Source organism: Bifidobacterium choerinum (assembly GCF_002761235.1).
GTDB classification, from domain to species: Bacteria; Actinomycetota; Actinomycetes; order Actinomycetales; family Bifidobacteriaceae; genus Bifidobacterium; species Bifidobacterium choerinum.
The window spans coordinates 2,038,765-2,056,025 of the sequence record NZ_CP018044.1 but is presented as its reverse complement, the minus strand read 5'-3'; the positions used below and the strand labels follow the sequence as shown (position 1 = coordinate 2,056,025).

General features: G+C 67.0%; 13 protein-coding genes, 2 tRNA genes and 1 pseudogene. 14 read left to right on the top strand and 2 right to left on the bottom strand.

Annotated features, from left to right (window positions below):
• Nucleotides 1-62: 62 nt before the first annotated feature.
• The 11 genes from BcFMB_RS08535 to BcFMB_RS08485 all read left to right on the top strand — a co-directional run bounded on the left by BcFMB_RS08535 (nucleotide 63) and on the right by BcFMB_RS08485 (nucleotide 11,458).
• Nucleotides 63-260 (top strand): hypothetical protein, encoded by a 198-nt coding sequence (locus BcFMB_RS08535; protein WP_024540502.1) that lies wholly within the window; start codon nucleotides 63-65, stop codon nucleotides 258-260.
• A gap of 248 nt (nucleotides 261-508) precedes the next feature.
• Entirely contained in the window at nucleotides 509-2,884 is a 2,376-nt protein-coding gene (pflB, locus tag BcFMB_RS08530; protein ID WP_024540501.1) for a formate C-acetyltransferase, read from the top strand.
• A 158-nt stretch (nucleotides 2,885-3,042) separates the two neighbouring features.
• Nucleotides 3,043-3,924, top strand: a complete 882-nt coding sequence (pflA, locus tag BcFMB_RS08525) for a pyruvate formate-lyase-activating protein (RefSeq protein WP_024540500.1) — start codon at nucleotides 3,043-3,045, stop codon at nucleotides 3,922-3,924.
• 89 nt (nucleotides 3,925-4,013) lie between these two features.
• Nucleotides 4,014-5,300, top strand: coding sequence for an HRDC domain-containing protein (locus tag BcFMB_RS08520; RefSeq protein ID WP_024540499.1), 1,287 nt, complete (start codon nucleotides 4,014-4,016; stop codon nucleotides 5,298-5,300).
• 49 nt (nucleotides 5,301-5,349) lie between these two features.
• Nucleotides 5,350-6,732 (top strand): trigger factor, encoded by a 1,383-nt coding sequence (gene tig, locus BcFMB_RS08515; RefSeq protein WP_024540498.1) that lies wholly within the window; start codon nucleotides 5,350-5,352, stop codon nucleotides 6,730-6,732.
• Between the two features lie 131 nt (nucleotides 6,733-6,863).
• Nucleotides 6,864-8,210 (top strand): chloride channel protein, encoded by a 1,347-nt coding sequence (locus tag BcFMB_RS08510; protein WP_232513799.1) that lies wholly within the window; start codon nucleotides 6,864-6,866, stop codon nucleotides 8,208-8,210.
• A gap of 90 nt (nucleotides 8,211-8,300) precedes the next feature.
• Nucleotides 8,301-8,888 carry an ATP-dependent Clp protease proteolytic subunit gene (locus BcFMB_RS08505; protein WP_029675334.1) on the top strand — a complete coding sequence of 196 codons (588 nt, stop codon included), beginning with the start codon at nucleotides 8,301-8,303 and terminating at the stop codon, nucleotides 8,886-8,888.
• Nucleotides 8,889-8,890: 2 nt separating this feature from the next.
• Complete coding sequence (locus BcFMB_RS08500) at nucleotides 8,891-9,577, top strand: ATP-dependent Clp protease proteolytic subunit (protein WP_024540495.1); 687 nt, start codon at nucleotides 8,891-8,893, stop codon at nucleotides 9,575-9,577.
• Between the two features lie 221 nt (nucleotides 9,578-9,798).
• On the top strand, nucleotides 9,799-11,139 hold the full coding sequence (clpX, locus tag BcFMB_RS08495; RefSeq protein ID WP_099721550.1) for an ATP-dependent Clp protease ATP-binding subunit ClpX: 1,341 nt from the start codon (nucleotides 9,799-9,801) through the stop codon (nucleotides 11,137-11,139).
• Nucleotides 11,140-11,251: 112 nt separating this feature from the next.
• Nucleotides 11,252-11,325: transfer RNA gene (locus tag BcFMB_RS08490), tRNA-Arg, on the top strand.
• Nucleotides 11,326-11,381: 56 nt separating this feature from the next.
• Nucleotides 11,382-11,458 (top strand) — tRNA-Arg (locus BcFMB_RS08485).
• Nucleotides 11,459-11,723: 265 nt separating this feature from the next.
• Here the strand turns inward: BcFMB_RS08485 and BcFMB_RS09910 are convergent.
• Nucleotides 11,724-12,353 carry a hypothetical protein gene (locus BcFMB_RS09910; RefSeq protein ID WP_418214996.1) on the bottom strand — a complete coding sequence of 210 codons (630 nt, stop codon included), beginning with the start codon at nucleotides 12,351-12,353 and terminating at the stop codon, nucleotides 11,724-11,726.
• 163 nt (nucleotides 12,354-12,516) lie between these two features.
• Between BcFMB_RS09910 and BcFMB_RS10100 the strand changes: the two genes are divergently transcribed.
• Nucleotides 12,517-13,146: a transposase-like zinc-binding domain-containing protein gene (locus tag BcFMB_RS10100; RefSeq protein ID WP_418214995.1), complete on the top strand. Its 630-nt coding sequence runs from the start codon at nucleotides 12,517-12,519 to the stop codon at nucleotides 13,144-13,146.
• On the opposite strand, the pseudogene BcFMB_RS10095 reads toward BcFMB_RS10100, so the two are convergent.
• Nucleotides 13,102-14,280: pseudogene (locus BcFMB_RS10095) on the bottom strand (IS1249 family transposase). The gene BcFMB_RS10100 and the pseudogene BcFMB_RS10095 sit on opposite strands and share 45 nt — an antisense overlap.
• Before the next feature lie 55 nt (nucleotides 14,281-14,335).
• On the opposite strand from BcFMB_RS10095, the gene BcFMB_RS08460 reads away from it, so the two are divergent.
• A complete protein-coding gene (locus BcFMB_RS08460; protein WP_099721543.1) occupies nucleotides 14,336-15,604 on the top strand; it encodes a MalY/PatB family protein in 1,269 nt (422 codons plus the stop codon).
• Nucleotides 15,605-15,767: 163 nt separating this feature from the next.
• Nucleotides 15,768-17,198 (top strand): Na+/H+ antiporter NhaA, encoded by a 1,431-nt coding sequence (gene nhaA, locus BcFMB_RS08455; protein ID WP_024541189.1) that lies wholly within the window; start codon nucleotides 15,768-15,770, stop codon nucleotides 17,196-17,198.
• The last annotated feature ends 63 nt before the right edge of the window (nucleotides 17,199-17,261 follow it).

Genomic DNA, 17,261 nt, shown 5'->3' with positions numbered 1-17,261 from the left:
CCACAGGCGTACAGTGGTGCCCGAAACGGGCGTTTGCAGGAACAGCACGAAGGAGCGAAAGCATGAGCGAAGCGCAGCAGTGGTACTACAACACGGCGACCGGGCAGGTCGAACTCGGTCCGAAGTCCCCGATGGAGTACCGCATCGGACCGTATCCGACGAAGCAGGCGGCGATGGACGCGCTGAAGACCGCCGCCGAACGCAACAAGCGCTGGGACGACGAGGACCATGCCTGGAACAGCTGGAACGACACGAAGTGAGTGAGCGGCCCGTCGGGCCGCTGGCATGACGACGAAGGCCGCGCCGATCGATGTCCCGATCGGCGCGGCCTTCGTCGTCGACGGGATGTGCACGTTCACATCATTCGGAAGTGACGCGTATCACAGGGAAAACGGGCGAATGTGACCAAGGTCACGCATCCGCGCGGCCGTTCGCCGATGATGAACGGCTATCATGGGACACGCAACGGCACAAAGAGGCGTCGCAACAGACCCCAAAAGGAGTGAATATGGCAGCAGTCGAGACAACCGCGGTCTCCCCGGAGGAAATCAAGGAGCAGGCCTGGAAGGGCTTCGTCCCCGGAAACTGGGAAAAGGACATCGACGTCCGTGACTTCATCCAGAAGAACTACACGCCGTACGAGGGCGACGAGTCCTTCCTCGCGGACGCCACCGACAAGACGAAGCACCTGTGGCAGTACCTCGACGACAACTACCTGTCCGTCGAGCGCAAGCAGCGCGTCTATGACGTCGACACGCACACCCCGGCCGACATCGACGCGTTCCCGGCCGGCTACATCGATTCCCCGGAAGTCGACGACGTCATCGTCGGCCTGCAGACCGACGTCCCGTGCAAGCGCGCGATGATGCCGAACGGCGGCTGGCGCATGGTCGAGCAGGCGATCAAGGAGGCCGGCAAGGAGCCGGATCCGGAGATCAAGAAGATCTTCACGAAGTACCGCAAGACCCACAACGACGGCGTCTTCGGCGTCTACACGAAGAACATCAAGGTCGCGCGCCACAACAAGATCCTCACTGGCCTGCCTGACGCGTACGGCCGCGGCCGCATCATCGGCGACTACCGCCGCGTCGCGCTGTACGGCGTCGACACGCTGATCAAGTTCAAGCAGCGCGACAAGGACGCGATCCCGTACCGCAACGACTTCTCCGAGACCGAGATCGAGCACTGGATTCGCTACCGCGAGGAGCACGACGAGCAGATCAAGGCGCTCAAGAAGCTCATCAACCTGGGCAAGGAGTACGGCCTCGACCTCGCGCGTCCGGCGATGAACGCGAAGGAGGCCGTCCAGTGGACCTACATGGGCTACCTCGCCTCGGTCAAGAGCCAGGACGGCGCCGCGATGAGCTTCGGCCGCGTCTCCACGTTCTTCGACTGCTACTTCGAGCGCGACCTCAGGAACGGCACGATCACCGAGACCGACGCGCAGGAGATCATCGACAACCTCGTCATGAAGCTGCGCATCGTGCGCTTCCTGCGTACGAAGGACTACGACGCGATCTTCTCCGGCGACCCGTACTGGGCGACCTGGTCGGACGGCGGCTTCGGCGACGACGGCCGCACGATGGTCACGAAGACCTCGTTCCGCCTGCTCAACACGCTCACGCTCGAGCACCTCGGACCCGGCCCTGAGCCGAACATCACGATCTTCTGGGATCCGAAGCTGCCGGAGGGCTACAAGGACTTCTGCGCGAGGATCTCGATCGACACCTCGGCGATCCAGTACGAGTCCGACAAGGAGATCCGTTCGCACTGGGGCGACGACGCCGCGATCGCATGCTGCGTCTCGCCGATGCGCGTCGGCAAGCAGATGCAGTTCTTCGCCGCGCGAGTCAACTCGGCGAAGGCGCTGCTGTACGCGATCAACGGCGGCCGCGACGAGATGACCGGCGCGCAGGTGATCGACAAGGGCGTCATCGACCCGATCCGCCCGGAGGCCGACGGCTCGCTCGACTTCGAGAAGGTCAAGGCGAACTACGAGAAGGCACTCGAATGGCTGTCGGAGACCTACGTCGAGGCGCTCAACATCATCCACTACATGCACGATAAGTACGCCTACGAATCGATCGAGATGGCGCTGCACGACCGCGAGGTCTACCGCACGCTTGGCTGCGGCATGTCCGGCCTGTCGATCGCGGCCGACTCGTTGTCCGCGTGCAAGTACGCCAAGGTCTACCCGATCTACAACAAGGACGCCAAGGACATGCCGGGCCACGAGTTCGAGTACGTCGAGGGCGCCGACGACGACCTCGTCGTCGGCTACCGCACCGAGGGCGAGTTCCCGATCTACGGCAACGACGACGACCGCGCCGACGACCTCGCCAAGTGGGTCGTCTCGACGGTCATGGGCCAGGTCAAGCGCCTGCCGGTGTACCGCGGCGCCGTTCCGACGCAGTCGATCCTGACGATCACGTCGAACGTCGAATACGGCAAGAACACCGGCTCGTTCCCGTCCGGCCACGTCAAGGGCACGCCGTACGCGCCGGGTGCGAACCCGGAGAACGGCATGGACTCGCACGGCATGCTGCCGTCGATGTTCTCGGTCGGCAAGATCGACTACAACGATGCGCTCGACGGCATCTCGCTGACGAACACGATCACGCCCGACGGCCTGGGCCGCGACGAGGACGAGCGCATCGCCAACCTCGTCGGCATCCTCGACGCCGGCAACGGCCACGGCCTGTACCACGCGAACATCAACGTGCTGCGCAAGGAGCAGCTCGAGGACGCCGTCGAGCATCCGGAGAAGTACCCGCACCTGACCGTGCGCGTCTCCGGCTACGCCGTCAACTTCGTCAAGCTGACGAAGGAGCAGCAGCTCGACGTCATCTCCCGCACCTTCCATCAGGGAGCCGTGGAGGACTGAGCGTCCACGGACGCACACCGGTGTTCCCCCCCGATAGGGCGGGGGAACACCTGAGATGAAGGGCGGGGTCATGCACCCTGCCCTTCATCGTATCCGCCCGGCTTGCCGGCGACGGCGCACGGGGCAGACACGACATGACATGAACGGAGGAGGATCCGATGGACGAACGCACGGCGTTCCGCTCGACGACGCAGCACATGCTCAAGGAATCGAAGACCTACGCGAGCCAGACGCTCATGGGCGGCCTGTCCGGCTTCGAATCGCCGATCGGCCTCGACCGGCGCGACCGCATCCGCGCGCTCAGGACCGGCGACATCGGCTTCGTGCATTCATGGGACATCAACACGTCGGTCGACGGCCCCGGCACACGCATGACGGTGTTCATGAGCGGCTGCCCGCTGCGCTGCCAGTACTGCCAGAACCCGGACACCTGGAAGATGCGCGACGGCAAGCCCGTCTACCTCGAGGCGATGGTGAAGAAGGTCGAACGCTACGCCGACCTGTTCAAGGCGACCGGCGGAGGCATCACCTTCTCCGGCGGCGAGTCGATGATGCAGCCGGCCTTCGTCTCGCGCGTGTTCCATGAGGCCAAGGCCATGGGCGTGCACACCTGCCTCGACACCTCCGGGTTCCTCAACCGCAACTACACCGACGAGATGATCGACGACATCGACCTGTGCCTGCTCGACGTCAAGTCCGGCGACCCGGACACCTACGAGCGCGTCACCGGAGGCATCCTGCAGCCGACGATCGACTTCGGCCAGCGCCTCGCGGCGCGCGGCAAGAAGATCTGGATACGCTTCGTGCTCGTGCCGGGGCTGACCGACGACGAGGAGAACGTCGACAAGGTCGCCAGGATCTGCCTGACCTTCGGCGACGCCGTCGAGCACATCGACGTGCTGCCGTTCCACCAGCTCGGACGGCCCAAATGGCACGAGCTGCGCATCCCGTACCCGCTCGAGGACCAGAAGGGGCCGTCGAAGGTCTGCAAGGACCGCGTGCGCGAGCAGTTCGAATCCTACGGGTTCCGCGTCTACTGAGCGCGCGTCTCGCGGTGCGCGCCGTCGCTGTCCTCGATTGGCTGCATCATGCGTTATGTGACATCGCAAGGATCTGAAGGAGAGCACCCGTGGACGCTGAGCCGGTCCTGCTGACACAACCACGTGGAGGCGTGCCGGAGGTCACCGACACGCTCGCCGGCTACGAACGCGCCTGCGAGCGCCTCGCCGCGGCCTCGGGGCCGCTCGCCGCCGACGCCGAACGCGCCTCCGGCTACCGCTACGGCCATGAGGACCGCCTCATCCAGTTCAAGCGCGAGGGCGCCGGCATCATCCTGCTCGACCCGATCGCGCTCGGCGAACAGGGGGCGGACTGGGACCTGTTCAACGAGGCCGTCGGCGACGCCGTCTGGATCCTGCACGACTCGAGGCAGGACCTGCCCGGGTTCGCGGACCTGGGGCTGCGCCCCGAGCGCCTGTTCGACACCGAGATCGCCGCGCGCATGCTCGGCCTGCACCGCTACGGGCTCGCCCACGTCACCGAGCACTACCTCGGCATCGCGCTCGCCAAGGAGCATTCGGCCGCCGACTGGTCGTACAGGCCGCTGTCGCGTGACCTGCGCGACTACGCGGCGCTCGACGTCGAGCTGCTCATCGAGCTCGACGAGGCGATGACGCGCGACCTCAAACGTCAGGGCAAGCTCGAGTGGGCGCAGGAGGAGTTCTCCCATGCGCTGATGACCGGCCTCGCGCCGCGCCGGCCGCATCCGACGCCGTGGATGCGCGTCTCGCATATCACCGACCTCGGCGGCGACGCCCGCGCGCTCGCCGTTGCGAAGGCGCTGTGGCAGCGGCGTGACGAGCTCGCGAGGCACCATGACATCGCGCCGACGCTGCTGCTGTCCGACGCGGCGATCATCGAAGCGGCCAAGCGCAAGCCGCACAACGCCGCGCAGTTCCGCGCGATCCGTTCGCTCAACGAACGCGTGCGCATCCAGCTGGGCACCGAGCAGGGCAAGATGTTCGAACGCTATGCGCCGATCCAGCGCCAGATCAAGCCGCGCGTGTGGAAGGAGACGATCCAGCAGGCGCTCGACCTGCCCGACGCGCAGCTGCCGCAGGTCGTGCGCCAGCACGGCGGCGGCGAGGGCGGCAACGCGCCGAAGTCGATGCGCGTGTGGCGCCAGCACCATCCGGAGCGCTACAGGCGGCTGCAGGCATGCCGCGCCGCCGTCAACCAGATCGCCGAGGACGTGCGCATCCCCCCGGACATGCTGCTCAAGCCGCAGATCCTGCGCAACCTGTGCTGGACCGACGATCCGAAGCGGCGCGATGTGGCCGCTTTCCTGCGCGACGAGGGCGCCCGCGAATGGCAGATCGGGCTGTTGAACGCGTCGCTGACTCGCGTTATCATGTAAAAGTTGCCTTCGGGCAGACCATACGACCATATCTTTTCAGGAGCTAAGCGTGAAAATCAGCGTCAGGAACCTCGAGCCCACCAAGGCCAAGCTCACCATCACCGTCGACAAGGACGAATTCGAACCGTACCTCGACGGGGCCCGCAAGGAGATCGCCGAGCAGATCACCGTCCCCGGCTTCCGCAAGGGCCACGTGCCCGGCAAGCTCGTCGACAAGCGCGTCGGCTTCGGCGCCGTCGCCGGCGAGGCCGTGAACAAGGCGCTGCCGGACTTCTATTCGCAGGCGCTGCAGGAGAAGGACATCCGTCCGATGGCGCAGCCGGAGATCGAAGTCGTCGACCTGCCGGAGAGCGCGGACGACGACACGAAGCTCAAGTTCACCGCGACCGTCGAGCGCCGTCCCGACTTCGAGCTGCCCGAGCTCGACGGCATGACGATCGCCGTCGAGAAGGACGAGGTCTCGGACGACGACGTCAACGAGCGCCTCGATATGCTGCGCCAGCGCTTCGCGACGCTCGTCGGCGTTGACCGCCCGGCCCAGAAGGGCGACTACGCGAACATCGACCTCACCGCGACGATCGACGGCGAGACCGTCGACTCTCAGGAGGGCGTCAGCTACGAGATCGGCTCCGGCACGATGCTCGAGGGCCTCGACGAGGCGCTCGATGGCCTGTCGGCCGGCGAGGAGACGACCTTCGAGTCGAAGCTCGAAGGCGGCGAGCGCGAGGGCGAGACCGCCCAGGTCAAGGTCAAGGTCAACTCCGTCAAGACCGAGGAGCTCCCGGAGCTCGACGACGACTTCGCCCAGGAGGCCTCCGAGTTCGACACGCTCGACGAGCTCAAGGACGAGATCCGCAAGAACGTCGAGGCCGACGCCGAGGGTCGCCAGGCCACGAAGGCGCGCGACGCGTTCATCGAGACGATCGAGAAGGACCTCGACATCCCGGCGCCGAAGGGCGTCAAGGAGCACATGGTCGAGCAGCAGCTGCAGAGCATGGGCGCCGACAAGGACAAGGCGACCGCCGAGCAGAAGAAGCAGGCCGAGGAGGAGGTCGACAAGCTGCTCAAGGACCAGATGGTCCTCGACGCGCTCGCCGAGAAGCTCGACGTCCAGGTCTCCCAGTCCGACGTCTTCAACTTCCTCGCCTCGATCGCCCAGCAGTACGGCATGGACCCGAACCAGTTCATCCAGGCCATCATGCGCAACGGCCAGATCGGCTCCGCCGTCGAGGAGGTCGCCCGCTCCAAGGGCCTGCTCGCCGGCATGCGCGCCGTCACCTTCACCGTCGACGGCGAACCGCTCGACCTGAGCGCGTTCCTCGGCTCCGATGACATCGCCGCCGAGGTCGACGAGGACGAGTCTGTCGCCGCCGCGGCCGCCGCGGCCGCCGTCGCCGATTCGCTCAACGCCGGCGACGAGACCGAAGCCTGATCCGTCAGACGACCGGTACCACCGATTCGATCGAGAGATGCCCCGCATCCGCAGCGCGCGGATGCGGGGCATCCCCTTTGGGCCTTCGGCGTAACCGCGTCGCCGCGGCTGGCATCATGGAGGGCATGGGCATGCACATCACCACAGGGCATTTCGACAACGACGAGGCCGTGGTCTCCGAGCTGCGCGACGACGACCTCGACCCGGGGCGTCCTCCGCTCGGCTCGCGCCTGACGGCGCTCGTCGTCACCGTCGTGCTGCTCGGCGTCGTCGTCGGCGTCTGCTCGGGACTGCTCACGCTGCTGCTGTACGCGATAGAGCATCTGATGCTCGGCTTCGTCGAGTCGCCGTCGATGCCCGGACCCTTCCTGACCCATCCGCTCAGGCGCGCCGTCTCGCTGGTCGGCGGCGCGACGGTCGCCGCCGTGTGCTGGTGGCTGCTGCGCACGCGCACGGCCGCCGTGCCGTCGGTGCGTCAGGCCGTGCGCGGCAGCCTGATGCCGGCATGGCAGACGGTATGCCATGTGCTGCTGCAGATCGGCATCGTCGGCTGCGGACTGTCGGTCGGCCGCGAGGTCGCGCCGCGCGAACTCGGCTCGATGCTCGCGCAGCGTCTGTGCCGCTGGACCGGACTGCACCGGCGCGACCTGATGCAGGTCGTCGCGATCTCGGCGGGCGCGGGCCTCGCCGGCGTCTACAACGCGCCGCTCGCCGGCGCGTTCTTCTCGATCGAGATCCTGCTCAAGGACGTGACGGCGTCCACCGTCGCGCTGTCGATGCTGTGCTCGAGCCTCGCCGCATGGGTCGCCACGCTCATCAAGGGGACGCATGCCTTCTACGTCATCGGCCCGGTCGACGCGCACTTCACGCCCGACCTGTTCGCGTTCGCCGTCGTCGTCGGTCTGCTCGCCGGCGTGTGCGGGGCGTGGTTCCGCCGCGGCGCGCAGTGGGCGGAGTCGCACAAGGCCTCCGGCGCGGCGATCCTGTGGCAGCTGCCGCTCGCTGGCGCGCTCACCGCGCTCGTCGCCGTCTGGATCCCGCAGGTCATGGGCAACGGCCGCGCGACGGCGCAGATGGGCTTCTCCGGCCGTCCCGAGCTCGCGTTCATCCCGCTGCTGCTCGTCTCCTTCGCCGCGAAGGCCGTCGTCACGCTGATGACGATCCGCGCCGGCGCCTCGGGCGGCGTGCTCACGCCGGGCATCGCGCTCGGCTCGTCGCTCGGCAGCATGCTCGGCGTGGTCTGGCTGCTCATGTTCAGCACGAACTCGATCGGCGTCTACGCGCTGCTCGGCGCGTGCGCGCTGCTCGCCGCCTCGCAGAACGCGCCGCTGATGGCGATGACGCTCGTCATGGAGCTCACCGAGGCGCCGTCGAACCTGTATGTGCCGGTCGCCTGCGCATGCGCCGTCTCGGTCGGCGCCGGGCTGTTCGTCGCGCGGATGCACGACAGGCGCGGGGTCGGCGCGGCGCGGGAATAGAAACGGGCCGCCGTCGTTTGAACCAAGTAATGTGACTGTTCAGGACACACCAATGAAGGAGACAACGTGAGTAAGCTACTTACGCCGACGATGGACGACGGCGCGATGCCGGCGGGCCCCGCCGATCCGATCTTCAACCGACTCCTCAAGGACCGCATCATCTGGATGGGCGAGGAGGTCAAGGACGATATGGCGAACCGCATCTGCGCGCAGATGCTCATGCTCGCCGCCGAGGACCCCAAGAGCGACATCTGGCTCTACATCAACTCGCCGGGCGGCTCGATCACGGCCGGCATGGCGATCTACGACACGATGCAGCTCATCGAGCCGGACGTCGCGACAGTCGGCATCGGCATGTGCGCGTCGATGGGCCAGTTCCTGCTGAGCTCGGGCACGAAGGGCAAGCGTTTCCTCACCTCGCACGCCCGCGTGCTCATGCACCAGCCCTCGGGCGGCATCGGAGGCACGACTACCGACGTGCGCATCAGCGCCGAGCTCATCATGAACATGAAGAAGACGCTCGCGGAGCTCACGGCGCAGCAGACGGGCCACACCGTCGAGGAGATCTACCGCGACAACGAATACGACCACTGGTTCACCGCGCAGGAGGCGCTCGAGTACGGCTTCGTCGACAAGCTCGTCTCGACGCACGACACGATGAACACGGACAAGGAGTGAGCATGGCATCCGAGGAAGCGAAATTCGTCGCACGCGCCGAACGACTCGCCGGACCGCGTGGCGTGGCCGGCTTCCAGTCGCCGAGCGCGCGCTACATCGTGCCGGAGTTCGAGGAGAAGACGCCGTACGGCTACAAGCGGCAGAACCCGTACACGAGGCTCTTCGACGACCGCATCATCTTCATGGGCGTCCAGGTGGACGACACGACGGCCGACGACATCATGGCGCAGCTGCTCGTGCTCGAAAGCATGGACCCGAACCGCGACGTGATGATGTACATCAACTCGCCGGGCGGTTCGATGACCGCGATGACGGCGATCTACGACACGATGAACTACATCCAGCCGGACGTGCAGACCGTGTGCCTCGGCCAGGCGGCCTCGGCCGCGGCGATCCTGCTCGCGGCCGGCACGAAGGGCAAGCGCCTGATCCTGCCGAACGCGCGCGTGCTCATCCACCAGCCGGCGATCGACCAGGGCTTCGGCAAGGCGACCGAGATCGAGATCCAGGCCAAGGAGATGCTGCGCATGCGCCAGTGGCTCGAGGACACGTTCGCGAAGCACACCGGCCAGCCGATCGAACGCATCCGCAAGGACATCGAGGTCGACACGTTCCTGACGGCCGAGGAGGCCAAGGAGTACGGCATCGTCGACGAGGTGCTCGCGCCTCGCGGCGCGACGACGGCCTGAGGGCCGGCGATGACGCCCGGCGCATAGCCGAAAGCGGCATATGGCATGGCGGCGCGGACCACCCATCGGGGCGGTCCGCGCCGCCATGCCATATCTCACCGCTTCCATGGGCCGGCCGCGGCCCGACGTGCATCCTCGCGGCTATCATGGACGGCGGGCGGCGCACGGGCGCCGCGAGACGGCAACGGCGTAGATCCGCGACACGGCGAGGGACGGCGACGATGGGACGAGTGATCAGCTACAACGACGGCATGCAGCGCTGCGCGTTCTGCGGCAAGAGCGAACGCGAGGTGAACCGCCTCGTCGCCGGCGCCGGCGTGGCGATCTGCGACGAATGCGTCGCGCTGTGCGTCGAGATCATCGCCGACGAACAGGCCAAGGACACGAAGCTCCAGGTCATGAAGCTGCCGAAGCCGGCGCAGATCAACGCCGTGCTCGACGAATACGTCATCGGGCAGGAGGCAGCCAAGCGCACATTGAGCGTCGCCGTCTACAACCATTTCAAACGCATCGAGATCGAGAAGGCGCGTCGCGCACGACGCGTGGACGGCGGCGACACGAGGCTGACGCCGGCCACGCGGCGCATCGCCGACCCGGACGACGACGTCGACGTCGCAAAATCGAACATCCTGATGCTGGGGCCGACCGGCGTCGGCAAGACCTACCTCGCGCAGACGCTCGCGAAGGCGATGCAGGTGCCCTTCGTCATCGTCGACGCGACGACGCTCACCGAGGCCGGCTATGTCGGCGACGACGTCGAGACGGTGCTCCAGCGGCTCATCCAGGCCGCCGACGGCGACGTCGGACGCGCGAGCCACGGCATCATCTACATCGACGAGATCGACAAGATCGCGCGCAAGAGCGGCGAGAACACGTCGGTGACGCGCGACGTGTCCGGCGAAGGCGTGCAGCAGGCGCTGCTCAAGATCATCGAGGGCACCGTCGCGAACGTGCCAGTCGAGGGCACGCGCAAGCACCGCGAGGCCGAATCGGTGCAGATCGACACGCACGACATCCTGTTCATCTGCGGCGGCGCCTTCGTCGGGCTCGACGAGATCGTCGCCGACCGGCTCGGACGGCGCACGAGCGGATTCGGCGCGTCATGGCGGACGGGGCGCCCCGAGCGCGCCGAACTGCTCGCGCAGGTGTGCGCCGACGACCTCGAGGACTTCGGGCTGCTGCCCGAGTTCATCGGGCGGCTGCCGGTCGTCACGGCGCTCGACGAGCTCGGCGCCGACGACCTGAAGGCGATCCTGACGAAGCCGGCGAACGCGCTGACGCGCCAGTACCGCAAGCTGTTCGCCGTCGACGGCGTGACGCTCACCTTCACCGACGACGCGATCGACCGCATCGCGCAGGTCGCGCTCGAACGCGGCACCGGCGCGCGCGGACTGCGCTCGATCATCGAACGCACGCTCGAGGACGCGATGTACGACGTGCCCGGCGACGACGCCGTGACCGAGGTCATCGTCGACGCCGACGCCGTCAACGGCGTGCGCGGGCCCCGGATCGTCGCCGACGATCGTCGGCCGGCGCTGCGGCTCGAGCGCCCCGCCGCATGAGGGGAGCGGGGCGAAGGCGGCGCAAGCGCTGGAGCCAAACGCGACACGCCGACGATTTGATGTGATTGTGAAAGCGTTGTATATTTTTCGAGTTGCCGGAAACAAGCAATATGCGCGAGTAGCCCAGCGGATTAGAGCAGCTGACTACGGATCAGCAGGTCGCAGGTTCGAATCCTGTCTCGCGCACTTGGCCGTTGCAGTGGAGGCGTGTGAACGTCGGTCACTTTGGATGCAGCGGTGCTGCGCGAGTAGCCCAGCGGATTAGAGCAGCTGACTACGGATCAGCAGGTCGCAGGTTCGAATCCTGTCTCGCGCACCATAAGCCCTTGAGCGTGCATACGTTCAAGGGCTTAACCAATTTTCGGCGCCTTGTTCCGATTGACCACGGACCGCGGCGCATGCACCGCCCCGTCCCCGTGTAACACGCAGGCGCTAGGCTTGACGCGTCACGGCGCGCCGCCCTTCCGGTCCGCGCCGCCATGGCCCATGCACGCACACGCAGACGATGGAGGAGCACGCCCCATGTTCGATTTCGAGGGTTAAATGACAAAATGTGTGTTTTATTCCGGCGTGTCGAGGTGACGTCATCGGGTCTTGCCTGCCCAGCCTTTCCTGATTCCGAATCCTGATTCATAGGCGTCAACGCCGGGTGCGGCCTCTTGTACGCTGCCGGCGGGCAGGCCGGTGCTCGTGGTGGGCGGCTCGGCGGTTTCGTCGTGTGCGGCGGTGATGAACGACCCGGGGTCGGGGTCGTGCGTCTTCATATACAGGACCCATTCGCATACGCGTTTCATGTGTTCCTCCGTCAAGCCGCGGTGGGCGTCGAGGACGCGCTTGATGTCGGCGTTGACGCCGCCCTCGAGACGGTTGGTGGTGGACGGGACGCTGCCTGCGAGGGCGGGCTCGCAGAACGCGAACAGCGTACCGTCGCGTTGCAGGCGGACGAACCGGTAATAGGCGCGTCTCAACCGGGCGTGGGTCCACCACCATGTGCGTCCGGCGCGGGCCTTGGGGTTGCCGGGGTCGTCGCGTGCAGTGGTGCGTTGGCCGATGATGTCGGCGTAGCGGGTGTGCCAGTCGTTGAGCAGGCTGAGCCAGGCCGCGGCGGCGTCGGCGTCGCGGACCTTCACGAGTCTCCGGGCGAGCCTGAGCAGGTCCTTGCCTGCGTCGGTGCGTGGCCTGCAGGTGAGGTCCGCGCGCGTGTTGCGCAGCACGTGCACGAGGCACCGTTGGAGGGTTAAATGACAAAATGTGTGTTTTATTTTGCCACTTATCCTTACTGCCGTAAGGCGTGTCGCGGGGTGATTCTGGGCCCGGGGCATTATCGAAATCCCCGCTTGACTTTCCGGAAAAACGTGTTCCTGCTGTGCTTGACGGATGGGCAGAAGAAAATCATCCAAGGCGAGACTGTGCACGATATGCGGCGAGCCGATGCGCAAGAACGGGACGACATCGTCGGGCAGGCAGCGGTGGCGGTGCATGCGCTGCCGCGCGAGCAGCGCAGGCGACGGCGGCAACGCGAGGGGAGCCGCCGAATTCCGCGCGTTCCTTGTCTGGGCCACCGGCCGGATGACGCTTGCGCAGGCCGCCGCGACGCTCGGGGTGTCGCCGCGCACGTTCATCCGTCGCATCCAATGGTGCTGGCATGTCAAACCCGGGATGCCGAGACCGACGTCGCCCTGCAGCGCCGTCGAGGCAGACGGCACGTACGTGCCGTACGGATGGTGCCTGCTCGTCGCGATCGACGCCGCGGACGGGACGCCCGTCGCATTCCAATGGTGCGACACCGAAAGCCGCGCGGCATACGCCCGGCTGTTCTCCAAGCTGCCCGCCCCGCGCGCGCTCGTCACCGACGGGGGCGCCGGATGCGCCGCGGCCGCCGCCGACGCGTGGAAGGACGCAAGGATCCAACGGGGGTTAAATGACAAAATGTGTGTTTTATTCCGGCGTGTCGAGGTGACGTCATCGGGTCTTGCCTGCCCAGCCTTTCCTGATTCCGAATCCTGATTCATAGGCGTCAACGCCGGGTGCGGCCTCTTGTACGCTGCCGGCGGGCAGGCCGGTGCTCGTGGTGGGCGGCTCGGCGGTTTCGTCGTGTGCGGCGGTGATGAACGACCCGGGGTCGGGGTCGTGCGTCTTCATATACAGGACCCATTCGCATACGCGTTTCATGTGTTCCTCCGTCAAGCCGCGGTGGGCGTCGAGGACGCGCTTGATGTCGGCGTTGACGCCGCCCTCGAGACGGTTGGTGGTGGACGGGACGCTGCCTGCGAGGGCGGGCTCGCAGAACGCGAACAGCGTACCGTCGCGTTGCAGGCGGACGAACCGGTAATAGGCGCGTCTCAACCGGGCGTGGGTTCACCACCATGTGCGTCCGGCGCGGGCCTTGGGGTTGCCGGGGTCGTCGCGTGCAGTGGTGCGTTGGCCGATGATGTCGGCGTAGCGGGTGTGCCAGTCGTTGAGCAGGCTGAGCCAGGCCGCGGCGGCGTCGGCGTCGCGGACCTTCACGAGTCTCCGGGCGAGCCTGAGCAGGTCCTTGCCTGCGTCGGTGCGTGGCCTGCAGGTGAGGTCCGCGCGCGTGTTGCGCAGCACGTGCACGAGGCACCGTTGGATCCTTGCGTCCTTCCACGCGTCGGCGGCGGCCGCGGCGCATCCGGCGCCCCCGTCGGTGACGAGCGCGCGCGGGGCGGGCAGCTTGGAGAACAGCCGGGCGTATGCCGCGCGGCTTTCGGTGTCGCACCATTGGAATGCGACGGGCGTCCCGTCCGCGGCGTCGATCGCGACGAGCAGGCACCATCCGTACGGCACGTACGTGCCGTCTGCCTCGACGGCGCTGCAGGGCGACGTCGGTCTCGGCATCCCGGGTTTGACATGCCAGCACCATTGGATGCGACGGATGAACGTGCGCGGCGACACCCCGAGCGTCGCGGCGGCCTGCGCAAGCGTCATCCGGCCGGTGGCCCAGACAAGGAACGCGCGGAATTCGGCGGCTCCCCTCGCGTTGCCGCCGTCGCCTGCGCTGCTCGCGCGGCAGCGCATGCACCGCCACCGCTGCCTGCCCGACGATGTCGTCCCGTTCTTGCGCATCGGCTCGCCGCATATCGTGCACAGTCTCGCCTTGGATGATTTTCTTCTGCCCATCCGTCAAGCACAGCAGGAACACGTTTTTCCGGAAAGTCAAGCGGGGATTTCGATAATGCCCCGGGCCCAGAATCACCCCGCGACACGCCTTACGGCAGTAAGGATAAGTGGCAAAATAAAACACACATTTTGTCATTTAACCCATTTCGACACCCGTCCCGAACGCCGGCACACGACGTCGGCCAAATGGAAGCTCATCGAGGACGAGCTCGGTGCCGGCCACGACGACGTCGTCGCGATGTCGGTCGCCGACATGGAGTTCGTCCCGGCGCCGCAGGTCGTCGACGCGATCGTCGACGCGGCGCGCCACGACGTCTTCGGCTACGACTACGCGACCGACGCCTACTACGATGCCGTCGTCGGCTGGATGCGCCGCCGCCACGCGCTGGAGGTCGACCCGGCATGGATACGGCTGTCCGACGGCGTCATGCCGGCGATCAACACGGCGCTGCGCGCGTTCACGCATCCGGGCGACGTCATCGTCATCCAGCGGCCGGTGTACTACCCGTTCACCGACGCGGCGCGCGGCAACGGCCTGACGATCGCGAACAACGCGCTCGTCTACGACGAGGACGCGCACCGCTACACGATCGACTTCGACGACCTCGACGCCAAGCTCGCCGACCCGCGCTGCACGGCGATGCTGCTGTGCAGCCCGCACAACCCGGTCGGCCGCGTCTGGACCGCCGACGAGCTGCGCCGCATCGGCGAGATGTGCATCGCACACGATGTGCTGCTGCTCGTCGACGAGATCCACGCCGACTTCGCGCGCGACGGCCACCCGACGACGATGTTCGGCGCGCTCGGCGAACCCTATGCGAGCCATGCGATCGAATTCACGGCGCCGACGAAGACCTTCAACCTCGCCGGACTGCTGTGCTCGAACGCCTTCATCCGCGACGAACGCATGCGCGCACGCTACGACGTCGCCGCCGCGAACATCGGCGGCATGACCGTCAGCCACTTCGGCCTCGTCGCCTGCATCGCCGCCTACGACGACGCCGAGACGTGGTTCGACGAGCTGCTCGACGTGCTCGAACATAACCGCGTCCTGCTCGCCGACTTCGCGCGCAGCCATCCGGGCGTCGAACTCGTCGAGCCGGAGGGCACCTACCTCGCATGGGTCGACTTCCGCGGCCTCGGCCTCGACGCCGACGCACTGCGCGACTTCATGCATGAGCGTGCCCGCGTCTACTTCGACGAAGGCGTGATGTTCGGCCCCGAGGGCGCCGGGTTCGAGCGCATCAACCTCGCCTGCCCGACGCCGATGCTGCAGGAGGTGCTCGCGCGGCTCGATGCGGCGCTCGCGACGCTCGGACGGTGATGCGCGCCGATTCGCGACACCCGGACGGCGACGCAAGGCACCCGAGGTCGAGAAAGCGTGAACATCCGCGCCCGCGGCCACATGGCGGGCATCGGATGCGGCATAATGGAATGGTTTTGCGTGTGGAAGGGCGGCCGTCGCGGCCGCATGAACGGGAGGTGCGATGAGCGGGAAATCACAGGGACCCTGGGCGGCCATCAGGAGAGTGGCGGCGTCGGACCGCATATCCGGCCTGATCATGCTCGGCTTCGCGCTCGCCGGCCTCGTGTTGGCGAACATCCCGGCGACGGCGGCGTGGTTCGAGCATCTGTCGCACTTCGAACTGGGCGTGCCCGGCACGAACATCACCATGGGCGTCGGCCACTGGGCGCAGGACGGCCTGCTGACGATCTTCTTCCTCGTCGTCGGCCTCGAGCTCAAACAGGAGCTGACGACCGGATCGCTGTCGAACATCCGCGCCGCCGCCGTGCCGATGCTGTGCGCCGTCGGCGGCATGATCGTGCCGCCGATCCTGTTCATCGCCGTCGTCGCGCTGTTCTCGCGCTACGGCGCCGGCGACCCCGGCAGTCTGCTCATCGCGAACGGCGCGAGCTTCCCGTTCTCCGAAGCGGCGCATGGATGGGCGATCCCGACGGCGACCGACATCGCGTTCTCGCTCGCCGTGCTCGCATTGTTCGCGAAGGCGCTGCCGGGCTCGATCCGCGCGTTTCTGATGACGCTCGCGACCGTCGACGACCTGCTTGCGATCATCCTGATCGCCGTGTTCTTCTCGTCGCTCAACGCCTGGTACTGGTTCGTCGGCATCGCCGTGTGCGCAATCGCCTGGTACTTCCTCGTGCGCATGCGCAAGGTGCCGTGGTTCGGCGTCGCCGTCATCGGCATCCTCTCATGGGTGATGATGTACGAGGCGGGCGTACATCCGACGCTCGCCGGCGTCCTCGTCGGCCTGCTCACGCCGGCGCGCGCGATGTTCGGGGAGCGTGACGCCCGAGCCGAACGCTACGCCGACAAGCTCCAGCCGTTCTCGGCGCTGCTCGCGCTGCCGGTCTTCGCGTTCTTCGCCACCGGCGTGCACTTCGACGCGATCACGCCGATGCTGCTCGTCTCGCCGATCGTCATCGGCATCATCGTCGCGCTCGTTGTTGGCAAGCCGCTCGGCATCATGGCCGTCGCATGGCTGTCGACGCATGTCGGGACGCTGAGGATGCCGAAGGGGCTGCGTGTGCGCGACATGTTCCCGGCGGCCGTCGCCTGCGGCATCGGCTTCACCGTCTCCTTCCTGATCGCCTCGCTCGCCTACGCCAACGCCGAACTGTCCGCCGAGGCGCGCTTCGGCGTCCTGCTCGCGTCGCTGCTCGCGGCCGCCGTCTCCGGCGTGCTGCTGAGCCGCCAGTCGAAGCGCTTCGAGGCGCGCATGGCCGCCTCGCCGGCCGAACTGGAGGCCGTCCGCGGCTCGGGACGTACCGAGACCACGCTCGCCGATGGTACTGTGGTGCTCAGCCAGAGCATCGGCGGCAGACGAAAGGAGCCGGCACATGACGAAGGAAGAACCGCAGGCAAGCGAACGAAACGAGGACGTCGCACGCGTCGATGACGCCCGGTGGGCGGGGGGCGACGGCGTCTCGCCGCTCGGCCAGACCTACCGGCAGGGCGCCGT